The sequence below is a fragment of the Paenibacillus sp. FSL R5-0887 genome, from assembly GCF_038002305.1.
Taxonomy (GTDB): domain Bacteria; phylum Bacillota; class Bacilli; order Paenibacillales; family Paenibacillaceae; genus Paenibacillus_AQ; species Paenibacillus_AQ odorifer.
Window position 1 is genome coordinate 3,883,498 of the sequence record NZ_JBBOCE010000001.1, and the last position, 14,597, is coordinate 3,898,094.

Consider the following 14,597-nt stretch of genomic DNA (forward strand, 5'->3'; position numbering starts at 1 on the left):
TGGATAGAGTTTGGTTTATTTACTTATAACAACTCCAATCATAATATGATAAATCACACAGGGTGTCAACTTGAAATTTAAGGATTTAGCTGGAACAATCGATAGACAATAACAGCTGCCTGAGCACGAGTTGTATTGGCTTTAGGTGCAAAGTTATCTTTGCCCACACCTTGAATAATCTTTGCTCCGCTCATGAATTGTACAGCCTCACGAGCGTAGGCTGAAACATCAGCGGCATCATTGAAATTCACTGGCTGGTCCACTTCCACGACCGTAAGCTTAGCGAGCTGTGCTGCACGATAAGCCATCAACGCCATTTCCTCACGGCTAATTGTTTCATTAGCACCGAAGGTTCCATCAGATCTGCCCTGAATAATTCCTAGCTGCTGAGCAGCAGCAACGGAGCTGTAGTACCAAGCATCCAGCGAAACATCCTTAAATGTACTTGCCGCATTACCTTCCTCTAGCTCTAATGCAAGCATCAGCATCTTTAGGAACTGTGCCCGAGTTACATTCAGCTGTGGCCCGAAGTTATGATCTCCGGTGCCATTCAGAATGTCTCTGGCGGCAAGGGCTTGAATGCTATTTTGTGCCCAGCCTAGTCCAGCGATATCCTTAAAGGAATTTTCCGCATATCCTACTGCGAATCTGCCGGAATTGTCTGGTCTGAAGATGATCTTGCCAGTTGTCGGATTAAACCGGGAATTTCTAACCACCTCTACAGTCCCGTCTTCACGGATTTGGTAGGCTACTATTTGTTCTACACCTGAAGTTGTCTTTGATTTGTAATCCCGTTCAACCTTCAGTCCACGCCCAAAGCTGTCAAACTGTTTGCCATCAACAAAGAACTTAAACTCATAAATATCCCCGACATCTGTCTGAAGCGACAGTGTCTTCGCGTCAACTTTGCCAACTACAAGCTTCACGCTTGCGGCGTCAGATCCTGCCATCGCAAGAAGCAGGTCAGCATTTATTCGGAACGTAGACAATCCCATGTCTATTTCTAAAAGTTGAATTGCTTTTGCTCCCGCTCCAGCCAACTCACGAGCTGGCAAGGTCAGTTCAATCACCGAGCTGGCAGAGGCTGGCTTCACTGTGATTCTCAATACTCCATTCTGCATTGAGCCAATTGCTTGTTGCAGAATCGCTGAGGATACCTCTGCAATAGCTTTACCATTCACATCCGCTGTCACGGAAAGAGTAACTCCATCTGCGTTCACAGTTGGTTCCGGTTGTTTCACTGGTTTGAATGTCGTTGAAGTTGAAGTACCGCCCGATTCTGAAACCTGCGATTCTGCCATAATCTCAATGGACATCGTGCCTACAACACCAGAGCCATCTTTAGCTGCCGCTTTCACGGTTACCTTGCCTGCTGCAATTGCAGTGAGCAAGCCGGTATCCGTAATAGATGCTCGCTCAGTAGCTGATCCATCCTCATTCACCACTGACCAGCTCACTGCTGGATCGGATGCATGGTCCGGCAGGATTACAGCTACCATTTGCAGGGTTTGCCCTGACTTGATTTCGCTCACATTATCTTTGGAGGAGACTTTTATCTCCATGACGGATATAGGAATGACATGAACAACCGACTGTGCCTCATGCAGGATGTCAAATTCAACATCTGTGTTGGATCCTCGGAAAGAAATAAATCCAAGCGGCACGGCGATTTCACGGGTTGTCTTCTTCGCTTTGAAGATCATTTCTAAGAATTCCGCATCATGAGTCAGGATATTTCCTGCCTCCGTTCCAGCTACACTAACTGTTATTAGACCTGGACTGTCCTCATTAATATGAGTGATGCTGAATCCGTCTGGCAAGGTCTGAGCGGATACGAATTCCACACCAGATACGTCATATGCCATGGTAAAGTCTACAGCATACACTTCCTTGTAGACGGAGGTAGTAACATTTGTAAGCCCTACACGGTAAGTGAAATCCTGTCCTGCCGCCACTTTGACGGGTCCGTTAAGCGTTGCAGCGGGCAGATTACGGGCAATCTCATCTTGTCCGCTGATCTTAATCTCTAGGCTTCCGGATACTCCACTTCCATCTAGAGCTCGCGCCGTTACTTGAACGCTACCGTTCTTTCTAGCTGTAAGCAAGCCCTTCTCATCAATAACCGCTTTATCCGTTGAGGTTACCCCATCTGCTTCAGTTACCGTCCAGATAACTTTAGGATTCGTCGCATTTTCTGGAAGCACAGAGGCTTGCAGCTGCAAGGCACTGCCCTTCGACTCAATGCTGCTAATTCCATCTTTACCCGCTAAAGTAATTGAAGAGACATGTACCGCAGGTATCTGCTCTTGTCCCACTAAAATCTTGGATTGCTGTGGATTCCAGCCATCACTTCCACCAAGCACAGCTTCAATCGTATAGGCAGCCGCCTCTTCTGCTGTTAATTGTTTGGACCAGCTGTAACGTGAAGCTGCATTAGCACCCTCTCCGTAACCTAAAAACTCAGAGAACCGTGCAGTTTTGGAACGACCTTCATACCATTCATGCCAGCCAGTAGCACGAATATGAGCTCCCATCTCCGTATTAATGAAGGTAGAGCTGCCGTATTCTCTCCATGGCCGGCCCAAATCAACGGTTCCAGCAGCAACGCCCTCACTGGCAGTTAGTCGATTATTGATGAACACATAACCAGGCTTACCCGTTGCCGTGGAAGGCGCAGTAACATAGCCAGCACCCGCACTTTGAATCACATTATTCTCGAATACGGCAGCGGAATTACCGAAGATAAAGTCTACTGTACCTTCAATATGGCTGTCGACGAAATAGGCTCTTCCCTTATCTGCGAACAGGGTATCCTGATATCCTAGAAGCTTAACATTTCTGTACACTCCCCGGTCTCCTTCAGCATATAAAGCGACTGCCTGACCGGCATCCCGCCCAGCACTGTTCTCAACCGTCATGTTCTCCAGTGTGAAATCAGTTGCCGCAACCTTTAATGTATAGCTGCCGCTGGTGCCCATTTCTTTACCATCTGAGCCAATGGTTTTCGCGGAGTCACCGTTAATAAGTACGGTACCTTCCCGGCTCTCACCGATGATACTAATATTCATCTTACTAGAAGGTACAAGCACCTTCTCCTTATACGTGCCGTTCTTCACTTTAATAATCGTGGTTAGGGCACTATTATCAGGTACTGCTTGAATAGCGTCATTAATCGTTTTATAATCTCCTGTCCCATTCTGAGCAACAATAATGACAGGAGCTGGAATTCCCTTGACCACCTCGGATGGAAGACTGGCACCCTTATCACCGATGGCGATTACCGCATATTGATAGGCAGTCCCGTTGCTCAAGCCTTTATCGGTATAATCGGTTGCTTCGATGCCGTCGGCTACGACCGCATAACTGCCACCGCTCTCCGAGCGTAGAATTTGATAGCTGCTAGCTCCATCAGCTACATTCCAAGTCAGATGGATATCAGTGTTGCCAGGCTCAGCACTAACTCCTTGTGGAGTCTGCGGCTGGCCGGAATTCTGGTATGGAACCGCTGAGGCAACAGCTGAATCTAGACTACTACGGGTACCATTTATTGCTTTGACTTTGTAATAATACGGTGTTCCGTTTACGAGCCCACTATCAGTAAAGCTTGTGTCTGATAAATCAGACCCGAGCACTTCATAAGGACCATTCGCCGATGAGGCACGTTTGACAATATACTGGCTCGCTTCCTCAATCGCTGGCCAGCTGAGTTTCATTACACTGTCACCAGCTTCAATGGAAACGACAGGCGTTCCCAAAGGAGATTGCGGAGTAGCTTCAACAGGCGCTGATTCTTTTCCCTCTCCGGCCACATTGGTTGCAGATACGACGTAACGGTAGGTTTGCCCGTTGGCCAGACCTCCGACGCGGTAAGTTGTGCCGGCGATTTCTTTTGCCACGAGTTCATAGCTGCCTGAAGTCTCATTCCACTTCTTGATGCTGTAGCTGGCTGCATTCTCCACAGCATTCCAGCTGAGATCCAGCTGAGTATTCCGGCTTACAGCCGCGAACGATTCTGGCGCAGGCAATTTCACCGCCAAAGCGGATGGGGTAATACTAATTTCATTGGAATTTCCCGATTCACCAGTCGGCGCCATCGCCGAGATAACATAATAATAGGTAGTTTCGTTGGTAACTTCAGTATCAATATATGATGTCTCTGTAATAGCGTTGGCAATAGTCTCATAAGGCCCCCCGCTCTTAAGACTTCTCTTAATATTGTAGGAAGTTGCCCCTTCAAGAGCAGGCCAGGATAGCTGGGCTGCTTGGTTTCCTGGAAGTCCAGTCAGTCCAAGCGGTGTTTCAATCGGCTCAACATAGATCTTTAAATTATCTAAGTAATAATTTCCTGAGCCGCCGCCTGGAGTCTTAGACAAAATACGCCCAATGCCATAGCTGGCGAAATTCGTAGTTGTGAACGGAAAAGAGCCCGCAGGCTGATCATCGATATATACATCCACTTTATCGTTGTTCACATCCACCTTTAGCTTCAGGTTATACCATTGTTTTAGGGAATAAGAGTTCATCAGTTGATGATACTGGCTGCTCCCCCTGCTCATGGTTAGCGTATATTTACCTGTAGCTTCAGGAAGCGTTGGCTTTCTGCTCTCAATGGAGAATGCCGTTTTGCTTCCATCTGTACTCTGGGCCTGCAGGAACACCGAGGTTCCCGATTCTGTCGCAAACATAAAGTCAGTGTCAATAACGAGTGCACCCGTAATTGGCGCGAATTTGCGGATAAACTGCACGCTGCCGTTCGCACCATCGAACACATTCAACACTTGATCTGACGTATTCCCCTTACTGTCAGACGGTGTGGGAGATACAATAACCTTTTGAATTTCAGTCTGTGGATTTGGAGTCACATCATAATACTCTGGTGTCACACCCACAGCAACCTGCTCGAAGTCTTCATCCACATAATACACATTACCTGCTTCACCTTCAGCCGTAGCGCTGGCCTCATCGGAATCAAAGCTTTCACCAAGCTCATTCACTGCACTGACCACGTAGTAATAAGTTTTTCCGGAGCTGAGTCCGGAATCAGTATACAGGCTATCTTTAATTTCAGTATTGATCGTCTTGTATGGACCGCCTGAAACCTCACTACGTTTAACACTATACGACTTGGCAGAACCAACATCCTCCCAGTTCAGCTTCACTTTTTCCTCACCTGCTGTCGCTGTAAGACCACGGGGCGCAGTAGGAAACTGATCACTAAGCGGTTTCAGCTCCACCTCACTGAAGACAGATGCATTATAACGATTAACCTCGTTATCTACCTTAGCGGCATCGGCTGCAAGACCAAAATAAACCGTATCATTCAGGTCAAGCTTCACCGTGCCTACCTTGCTCCATGTTACTTTATCCGGCGATACCAGACCTGTCACTTCATTACCAAGACGAACCAGTTTCACCCAATAAGGTGTATTGATGAAGCTGTCCGGTTCTGTTTTTACCACCTTGGCTCCTGTGGTGGAGCGGGTAATCATAACTCCCTTCTTGCCATATTTGACATAAGGGATTGCCAGCATTGTCATTTTAGAGTTCTCATTGAGATTATCACGAATCATGACACCTGCTTTGGCATAATCGTCAGTTCCCGTTACGGAGTCGATTCTAGCAATAATTTCACCATTGCCTGTCAGGGTTTGATAAGCAAACTGAAAATTATCAACAGCCGTTTCGCTCTCTGATGTTGCTCCGATAAGCCCAGCCGATTTGAGCGTAATCTTCCCGCTATCCGGATGAAGTGTAGTCACTCCCGCTATCCCTGGATGGCCAATATCCACCGAAGTCCAAGGAAGAACGGATCCAGACGTGTTGACATGAATAGCCACGTTATCAGATTGTGTCTTGAGACCCTTATTGTCTATAGCCTGAACAACGAGATAATAGGTACCATCCTGCACATTGTTCCAATCGAAACTATAAGGTGCTGTGGTAGCTTCGGCTTGCTTCACACCATTAACGATAAATTCCACCTTAGCAATACCATCACTATCACTGGCAGAGGCTGTAACCTTCACATTGTTGCCTGACTCTATGATTTGGTTATTCACAGGATAATTGATAGCGGTTACAGGATTGTCTGTATGCTCATTCCCTGCTTTTCCCAAAACAATCAGATCATTCAGATACACTTCTAGATTCGTATAGCCCTCCGCAGATAACGTCGTCTTCTTACCATCCTCAGAATCGGTAGGGTCTAGTCCATTAGCAATCTCCCAGCTGTCATCCATACCGTCATGATCCATGTCGATTACATTGGAAGCTGTCTCTGTATAGTCTGGGTAACCGCCTATTTCAATAGGTGAATTAATATGCTGTCCAGTGCGATTCTTCACATCATTAATGACCCGCGCATCGTAAGCATCACGCCTTGGCAAAGTGGCACCGGCATCAGCCATTACATTTACGTAGGCTTCCTCCGCCGACACTGCCGCATAGGGGTTAGGCATCTTTGCCGGCTCCGTAAGCTTAGAGATATCCGAATACTTTTGCACACCCTTCCAGTTGTCTTCAGTAACCTTCGGATTACCATCCATGATGTTCCCATCTATAAACAACCGGGTTTCTGGAGATACTTCCCCAAACAATTGATTTTTTACACTGGTGTAGGTGTTTGGACCATTTTTATAATAATTGTTAGTGATATTATATCGATAATCTTCCGCTCCACCCCCATAGGTAGAAGCGAATCCCCAGTTATAGATAACGTTATTAGACATTTCCGTCAGGTCCACCAATTTGGTCACCGTCGGCAAACGGGGGTTGCGGCTGGTGCTATGAGCAATCAGATTGTGAAGGAAACTGGCATTTTTGCCACCCCAGATTCCTCCGTAGCCGTGACGTCCCTTTTGGTGTGTCGTCATCAGCATACTTTCAGCGGATATCGACCATTGCACAGTAGTATTCTCGTTATCATACAGACTGACCACTTCATCCACCGACCAGCTGAATGAGCTATGATCGATAATGAGATCCTTATGGTACCTTGATCCAAAAGCATCATCTTCACTAGCTACCCGGTCGCCTAACCGGAAACGCATATAGCGCATAATAATATTGTCAGCTTCAACAGAGGTTGTGTAGTCGGCAATTGTAATTCCGTCACCTGGAGCCGTTTGCCCGGCAATCGTCAGATTTGAGCCGGTAATCTTGAGGGATTCCTTCAGATGGATGGTTCCCCCCACTCGAAAAACAATGGTCCGATTACTTTGGCTTACAGCATCGCGGAAGGAGCCGGGGATCGGAGTTTCCTTGATACCATAATCAGCCAACGTCGTTACTTCATACACAGGTTGAGCTCTTCCGCCGGTTACATATTTGCCGCCGCCTTCCGCGCCCGGAAAAGCAGGAAGCGCTTCCAAAGAAGCGGCCTCGACACCACCAAATGGCATACATGTTGCAAGAAGACTCGCAACCAGCGCCCCGGATAACCATTTTCTCTTCATACAAGACCTCCTAATATCTATTGGAATAAGAAGGGGGCCCTGTCCTCAGAGCAACCCCTTCCTTAGTAAAGCCGTGTGTATTATTCCTTGCCCTGATAACGGAAATATGCGAAATCAGCACTGCTGCCACCGAACTGCTGCATATCATGCGCCGCAATGCCAACAAAGTTCCCAGTGAAGCCTCCCGACAAAAAGCTGATATTCTGCGGATCGCCAAGTGGCTTCCACTCCGTATCGTCACCCTTAAGATAAACAAATTGCCCAGTCACTTCCTGCACCTCAACCGCGATCCGCACTGTCTCCCCTGCATTTAGTTCAATCATTACAGGCTCCGCAGTGAATTCATCGCGCTGACAGCGCATTAACCGCAGCACCTTGCCACGTCCTTCTTCCTGGCTGATATACGCATAAAGATAGTTATCCTCATTCAGGTATAACAGTAGTCCTGCCATCTGCAGATAAGTATTCGGTTCATATTCAAGCGCTGTTTCAGCGCGGAAGCTTATATCCGTCTGGCGAATAGCCAGAATATGATGCTCAAACAGACTCTGCACGGACTCCCCGGCCCTGATTCTTAACCAGCCCGGTCTTTCAGCAAGGGAACACCAGCTTTCATTCCTAGGAATCCGCAGTGTATTCCAGTTCTTTTTCAATTCCGGACCGTTAAAATCATCCTCAAATTCAAGCGTCCGCACTTGGTTCAGGAACTGTGTTCCTTTAGGTGCTGGTACCTTGAGCTGTGGTGTATTTCCGCCTGAGGTTAGTCTTAACCAGCCCTCCTCATTCCAGTGCACCTGCTGAACGGCAGTCTCTCTCCCCAGTATGGCGTATTCGCCTTCCAGGGGTCGCGTACATAAATGGGCCATATACCATTCACCTTCTGGCGTCTCTACCAGACTTCCATGGCCGGCACATTGAAGCGGCAGCTCGGGATTATCCCGAGAGGTCAACATCGGATTGAGCGGATCCACCTCATACGGACCAAGCAGCGCCTTGGAGCGCGCTACGGTTACCGCATGCCCTGATCCAGTACCGCCTTCCGCTGTAATTAAGTAGTAATAACCTCCCCGCTTGTAAATATGCGGCGCTTCCGTCTTCTTCAGCGGTGTGCAATCAAAGATTTTCACAGGTTCACCTATTAATTGGCACTGCTCTGGATCGTACTCCTGAATTACAATCCCGCAGGACTTGTTGCCTTCCGTAATCCGGTAATCCCACAGCTCATTCAGCAGCCATTTGCGCCCATCCTCATCATGATACAGAGATGGATCGAACCCGCTGCTGTTTAGGTATACCGGTTCAGACCAAGGTCCCTCAATACCCTCCGCAGTGATCAGATAGTTATGACAGTCTTTAAAAGGCCGTTTGGTGCTCTTAACATCGGTATAAATCAGATAAAACAAACCGTCATAATAACTAAGCTGTGGAGCCCAGATACTGCAATTTTTCGGATTTCCCCGCAGATCCACCTGATGAGTCAGAATATCTGTGCAATGCTCCCAGTCTGCTAAGTCCGCTGATTGATACACCCTCACACCGGGCAGCCATTCAAAAGAAGAAACAGCAATATAGTACATCTCCCCCGCTCTTACAATACAAGGGTCAGGATTGAAGCCTTTTAATATGGGATTGTGAATAACTCCAGTCTGAATATTATCTGTAATCATCTTCATACTCCTTCCTATTTCCATACATCCGCACCCTTCACCCTAAGCAAATCCGCGGTCTATCCTGTCAATTATCAGTCTGTCTGCTCACTTAGATCTTCCTGTGACGGGATAACGGTTACCTGCTGCACTAATTCTTCCACTTTACGGGTGTTTCTCGATTGGCAGCCGGTGATATCTACCGTTTCTCCATTTTCAATATAAAAAGCCGGTCCTTCATGATTCTCGATCGTCACTTGGCGGAAGCGAATATCTCTTACGTTGCCCAGATAGAACCCACGGTTGTTCATATCCTGGATTCCTGACATCATGGCTGGACGACCAGGGATTGCATTCTCTGCCATGGAAATATCAATATCGGAAAAGGTAATTTCTGAAATGTATTGCTCCGCAAGGCCGTAAAGAAAACCTGCAGCCGCGTGAACATTCCGAGCAGTAATATTAGCAAAATGAATCCGTCGGAAGCAGGGGGTCTCCTCCGTCACCGGATAAGGATTCTTATCCCATACATATTTGTCCTTACCACGTGGTCCGCAGAAATAATAAAGATTAAGAATAAACGGACAGATCACGTCCTCCATCACGATATTGCTGACACGAATATCTTCGACAACACCTCCGCGCCCGCGTCTGGACTTCAATCGAATGCCGCGGTCCGTCTGCTTGAACACGCAATTGCTGATCACGATATTACGGATATCTCCGCTCATTTCGCTTCCCAGCACCACACCGCCATGACCATGAATCATCGTGCAGTTAGTTATCGTGATATTCTCGCAGGCAACCCGCTCCTTCGTATCCTCCGTCCCTGCTTTAATGGCGATGCAGTCATCACCCACATCGATATTGCAGTTGCTGATGCGGACATTCACACAGGATTCTGGGTCAATACCGTCTGTATTAGGCGAATCCGCCGGATTATAGATCGACAGATTATCAATCGTAACATCATGGCAACAGATAGGATTCACAGTCCAGCTTGGGGAGTTCACGAGTGTCAGATCTCTGAGCGTGACTCTACGGCAGTTGTCGAAGCTGATAAGCTTCGGGCGGGGATACAGCAGTGAATCAGGAGAATTCCGATGTTTATCCCACCAAGGTGCGCCCCTTCCATCCAGCTTGCCTGCACCTGTAACCGATACATTCTCTAGATTTATTCCAAAAATACATGAAGCATGGACGTTCTGCTTCACACCCTCCCAACGGGAATCCACCACCGGATAATCGTTAGGATCAGAGCTGAAGCTAAGCTCAGCTCCAGGGCTAAGCTGTAGCTCAATATTGCTTTTCATGAAGATAGCACCCGTCTGATAGTGCCCGGAAGGAACATAAACTGTTCCTCCCCCTGCCTCGCTTGCCGCATAAATGGCACTGGCTATCGCTTCCGTTGAAGGCTCTGCACTATTAGGATGTGCTCCGTAGTCATTTATATTGTAGATAGACATGTGCTTCACTCGCTTCCTTTCGTCACGGCGGGATGCTGCAAATATTCATATTCTCCACAAGCCAGGAGGAATGCGCCAAGCCCCTTCTGATCATTGGTTACGATCGGTTCACTGATATAATAGGCGTAAGTACCATCTCTCCGGTCCTCACCACCGAGTCCAGCGACCTGGCAGTTTTTATTCAGGTTAACCCAGCCTTTTTTGGTTTCCAGCACAAATTCAGCAATAAGACCTTGATAAGCACGGTCAAGTGTCTCGAACCAACTATCATCGAGTACACCAATCCGAATGCCCTTAGCCATTGCATAGGTGATCATGCTAGAGGCGGAAGCCTCCAAATAATTGCCTTTACGGCCGCCCATGTTTACAACCTGATACCATACTCCAGCATCCGCATCCTGAACCTGACGAAGCGCTGTCAGCGTATCTGTCAGTATACGTGCCAAAATCTCATAATCCGCGTGTTCCTTAGGGAGCATGCCGAGTACATCCACTAGCGCCATCACATACCAGCCCAGCGAACGCCCCCAAAAGTTCGGAGACAACCCCGTTTCAGGATCGCACCACGGCTGTACCCGCTTTTCATCCCATGCGTGAAACAGGAGACCCGTCTCAGCATCCTTGGTATGACGCTCGCACAGAATAAATTGCCGGGTCACATCGTCCAGACCCTTGCCGCCTTCATACTCAAGTAAATACTCCAGATAGAAAGGAGAGCCCATATACAAGCCATCCAGCCAAATCTGATAAGGATATACATTCTTATGCCAAAACGCACCTTCTGAGGTTCGAGGATGCGTTGTTATCTGCTTTCTTAATAAATCTGCAGCCATTTTATATTTCGCTAACCCAGTTTCTTTATGGAGCACAAACAGGATCTTCCCGTTATTTAAGTGATCAATATTATGTTCGCTCAGGCGATATCCCTTCACAGAGCCGTCTTCCTCAATAAAATAATCCATATTATCTTTGATGAATTGATAATATTTAACCTGCCCGGTCTGTCTCCACAGCAGCTCAAAACCCTTCAAGATGACTCCATAATCATAAGACCATTTTCCATGATATCCGTTATCCTCATATAATCTTGGCGTTCGCTCCATAATCGAATCTGCCATTCGAACACCCCAGCCCATACTCCTAAGTGCATTGTTGTCTTTCATTTTTTCCTCCTGTTTGAATAGATATGGTCCTAAACGCAGCCTCCCCATTTAGGACCCCTCTATTATTTTCTTAGAATATAGTCTGTAGTACTTCTTAAGGATTTACAGCTTTATAAGCAGCTTCATATTCAGTAATGATTTTGCTGCCGCCGGATTTCTTCCACTTTTCAACCTCAGCTTTAAATCCGTCCAAATCAATTTTGCCTAGGATATATTTATAAGTGGCATCTGTCATAATCTTCTGCAACTCAGATCCTTGAGTAGAATAGGTCTCAGATTCCAGAGAGTAAGCAGGATTCAGTACAGCATATTTAGCATTCTCAACGATCAGCTTATCAGCTTCAACTTTGAGTGGATCAGCATCATGGATAATGAATCCATTCTCTAATGGACGAGATGCCGAAAATGGCTGAACTTCTTGCTTCCAGAGATCTGTATCCTTAATCGTAACCGCCTGTTCTCCATCGATTGTATAGTGGACATCCTTAATACCATAAGTCATCAAGCCATAGACATCTTCATTCATAAGATCATTAACAAATTTCAAGATCCGTCTTAACTCATTTTCATCCTTGACTTCGGATTTCGGGAAAGACAACAGTCCCCCAATTCCGTTATTACCAGCCCAGATGGCGCGATCCGCTTCATTACCGGTGGAAGTGATATCGTTAACCATAACCAAATCCATACCATCCTGTATGCCTTTAGACAGATTCAGCAGGTTCTTGCTGTCAAACAAGGCACCCACATAAATTCCAGCCTTTCCTTGCGCAAAATTCTGCTGCTGATCTGTTTTAGCCGTCACAGCGAAATCCTGATTGATATAACCACCATCATAAAGAGTCTTCATATAATCCATGGTCTTGACATAAGCCTCTGTATCGAACTCCGGTGTCATTTTACCCGCATCATCTACACTCCAATAGTTCGGTGTTCCAAAGTATGAGCCCAATGTCTTAAATGCTCCATATACAAGATCGCTGCGGTCCATGAAGCCTGTGGTATCCTTTTTGCCATTACCATCAGGGTCTTTTTCGGTAAACGCTTTCGCAACTTCCATCAACTCATCTGTTGTTTTTGGAACCTGCAGTCCAAGCTTATCCAGCCAATCTTTACGGAGAACAACGCCGTTTCTAGCCAAGGACTTCTGGAAAGGAACCCCGTACAGCTTACCTGCAATCGATGCCGATGTACGTGTATCCTGTGAAATTTTAGCCAAATTCGGGAACTCATCAAGATAAGGACTTACTTCCCAGAACATGCCGGCCTTCAGTGCATTACGTACAGAAGAGTTATCAAGAATAGTCAGGGTAACGATGTCTGCTAGGGAATTCGATGCTAATGAAGTATTAATACGTTCTTCTTTGGAAGGATCCGGAATCCATGAGAATTCAATCTCTGTATTCGTCAATTCTTCAATTTTGTCCAGAATAGGACCCGTTGGTGTTGTAGACGTTTGTAAAATGTTCAGCCAGCTAATCTTTGCTTTAGCATCTAGCACATCTGCAGGTGCAGCAGTTGTTTTAGCCGTTGAATTCGTTCCCTCATTTGAAGAATTTGACTCCTTCGCGTTATTGCCTCCTCCGCATGCAGTGAGTACTAACCCGCTACACAACATTAAGGCTGCAATTTTTTTGTAATTGCGATTCATCAACATTACCCCTTTTACTAATGTATTTGTGTTGTATCTTCCACCTCTGCCCTTAAGGCAGAGGTAAGAATTCAGCATACTGTGAAGCCTAGTAAACACCATCTTCGCCGATTTTTTTGGCTAACTTGTTCGACAGCATAACGAGAATCAAGCCAACCACACCCTTGAACAGACCTACTGTGGTACTGAAACTCAATTGTCCGTTCTTTAAACCAGCTGTATAGATATAGGTATCGAAAATTTCTCCAACTTCGCGGTTCAAGGAATTGATCAGCAAGTACATATGCTCAAAGCCCAGATCCAGCGTGTGGCCAATCTTCAGAATAAGCAAGGTAATAATGATTGGGCGAATTGCCGGCAGGGTGATATGCCATGTTTTGCGCAATCTTGCCGCTCCATCCATCTCAGCTGCTTCATATAACTGCGTATCCACTACGGTAATGGCTGCCAAATAAATAATGGTTGACCAACCAATTTCTTTCCAAATGATCTGTCCGATATACACGGTACGCAACCACTCAGGAGAAGTCAAAAAGCTGATCTTCTGCATCCCAAGGGCCGCCAACATCTCATTCAGCACCCCTCCATCCACATTCATAAATACATAGGAAATGGAGACGATGATAACCCATGACATGAAATGGGGGATATAAATAATCGTTTGAATGGTGCTCTTAAATAACTTGTGCTGAACTTCGTTAAGCATCAGCGCCACTATAATAGGTAGTGGGAAGAAAATAACAATGTTTAATGCAAACAGGATAAGTGTATTACTCAATAGCATAAAGAAGGTAGGTTCTGTAAACAATCGGACGAAATGCTTAAACCCTACCCACGGGCTATCCGCTATACCCAGAAACGGCTGATAGTCCTGAAATGCAATGATAAGACCGCCCATAGGCAGGTACTTAAAAATAACAAAATACAAAAATCCCGGGAGTATCATCAGATACAATAACTTGTTTCTTTTTAAACTCAGCCAGCTAGGCCCCGTTCGCTTTTTTCTTACTGGATTAACTTTCGTGTTCAGCATGGTGACGTTTGCCTCTTTCACCTGATCGGCCTCCTTGATCGCGTTTCTTTACGATTCCCAGATTACGATCATTCGTCCATTACGTATATAATCATCAGATACTGATACTCCAAGAACCCTACAGCTATAAGGTTTTCCAGGCCCGTGCATCTTATAGTGATTACTACAATACATAAAGATCATC

6 protein-coding genes are annotated in these 14,597 nt (G+C 46.3%); all 6 read right to left on the bottom strand.

Features of this window, described 5'->3' with window-relative positions; genetic code table 11:
- Positions 1 to 77: 77 nt before the first annotated feature.
- The 6 genes from MKY14_RS17300 to MKY14_RS17325 all read right to left on the bottom strand — a co-directional run bounded on the left by MKY14_RS17300 (position 78) and on the right by MKY14_RS17325 (position 14,326).
- Positions 78 to 7,454, bottom strand: a complete 7,377-nt coding sequence (locus MKY14_RS17300; RefSeq protein WP_340976964.1) for a pectinesterase family protein — start codon at positions 7,452 to 7,454, stop codon at positions 78 to 80.
- An 80-nt stretch (positions 7,455 to 7,534) separates the two neighbouring features.
- The gene (locus MKY14_RS17305) at positions 7,535 to 9,121 is read right to left on the bottom strand and encodes a glycoside hydrolase family 43 protein (RefSeq protein WP_076184803.1); all 1,587 of its coding nucleotides are present in this window, start codon (positions 9,119 to 9,121) and stop codon (positions 7,535 to 7,537) included.
- Positions 9,122 to 9,195: 74 nt separating this feature from the next.
- Entirely contained in the window at positions 9,196 to 10,566 is a 1,371-nt protein-coding gene (locus tag MKY14_RS17310) for a glycoside hydrolase family 28 protein (RefSeq protein ID WP_340976966.1), read from the bottom strand.
- A gap of 5 nt (positions 10,567 to 10,571) precedes the next feature.
- A complete protein-coding gene (locus tag MKY14_RS17315; protein WP_340033661.1) occupies positions 10,572 to 11,729 on the bottom strand; it encodes a glycoside hydrolase family 88/105 protein in 1,158 nt (385 codons plus the stop codon).
- A gap of 94 nt (positions 11,730 to 11,823) precedes the next feature.
- Positions 11,824 to 13,380, bottom strand: coding sequence for an extracellular solute-binding protein (locus MKY14_RS17320; protein WP_076130457.1), 1,557 nt, complete (start codon positions 13,378 to 13,380; stop codon positions 11,824 to 11,826).
- An 88-nt stretch (positions 13,381 to 13,468) separates the two neighbouring features.
- Entirely contained in the window at positions 13,469 to 14,326 is an 858-nt protein-coding gene (locus MKY14_RS17325; RefSeq protein WP_370511181.1) for an ABC transporter permease, read from the bottom strand.
- Positions 14,327 to 14,597 lie beyond the last annotated feature (271 nt).

Excerpts from the sequence above, each read along its gene's own strand:
- MKY14_RS17320 (WP_076130457.1), bottom strand. The coding sequence starts at position 13,380 with ATGAATCGCAATTACAAAAAAATTGCAGCCTTAATGTTGTGTAGCGGG.
- MKY14_RS17310 (WP_340976966.1), bottom strand. The coding sequence starts at position 10,566 with ATGTCTATCTACAATATAAATGACTACGGAGCACATCCTAATAGTGCA.
- MKY14_RS17300 (WP_340976964.1), bottom strand. The coding sequence starts at position 7,454 with ATGAAGAGAAAATGGTTATCCGGGGCGCTGGTTGCGAGTCTTCTTGCA.
- MKY14_RS17305 (WP_076184803.1), bottom strand. The coding sequence starts at position 9,121 with ATGATTACAGATAATATTCAGACTGGAGTTATTCACAATCCCATATTA.
- MKY14_RS17315 (WP_340033661.1), bottom strand. The coding sequence starts at position 11,729 with ATGAAAGACAACAATGCACTTAGGAGTATGGGCTGGGGTGTTCGAATG.
- MKY14_RS17325 (WP_370511181.1), bottom strand. The coding sequence starts at position 14,326 with ATGATACTCCCGGGATTTTTGTATTTTGTTATTTTTAAGTACCTGCCT.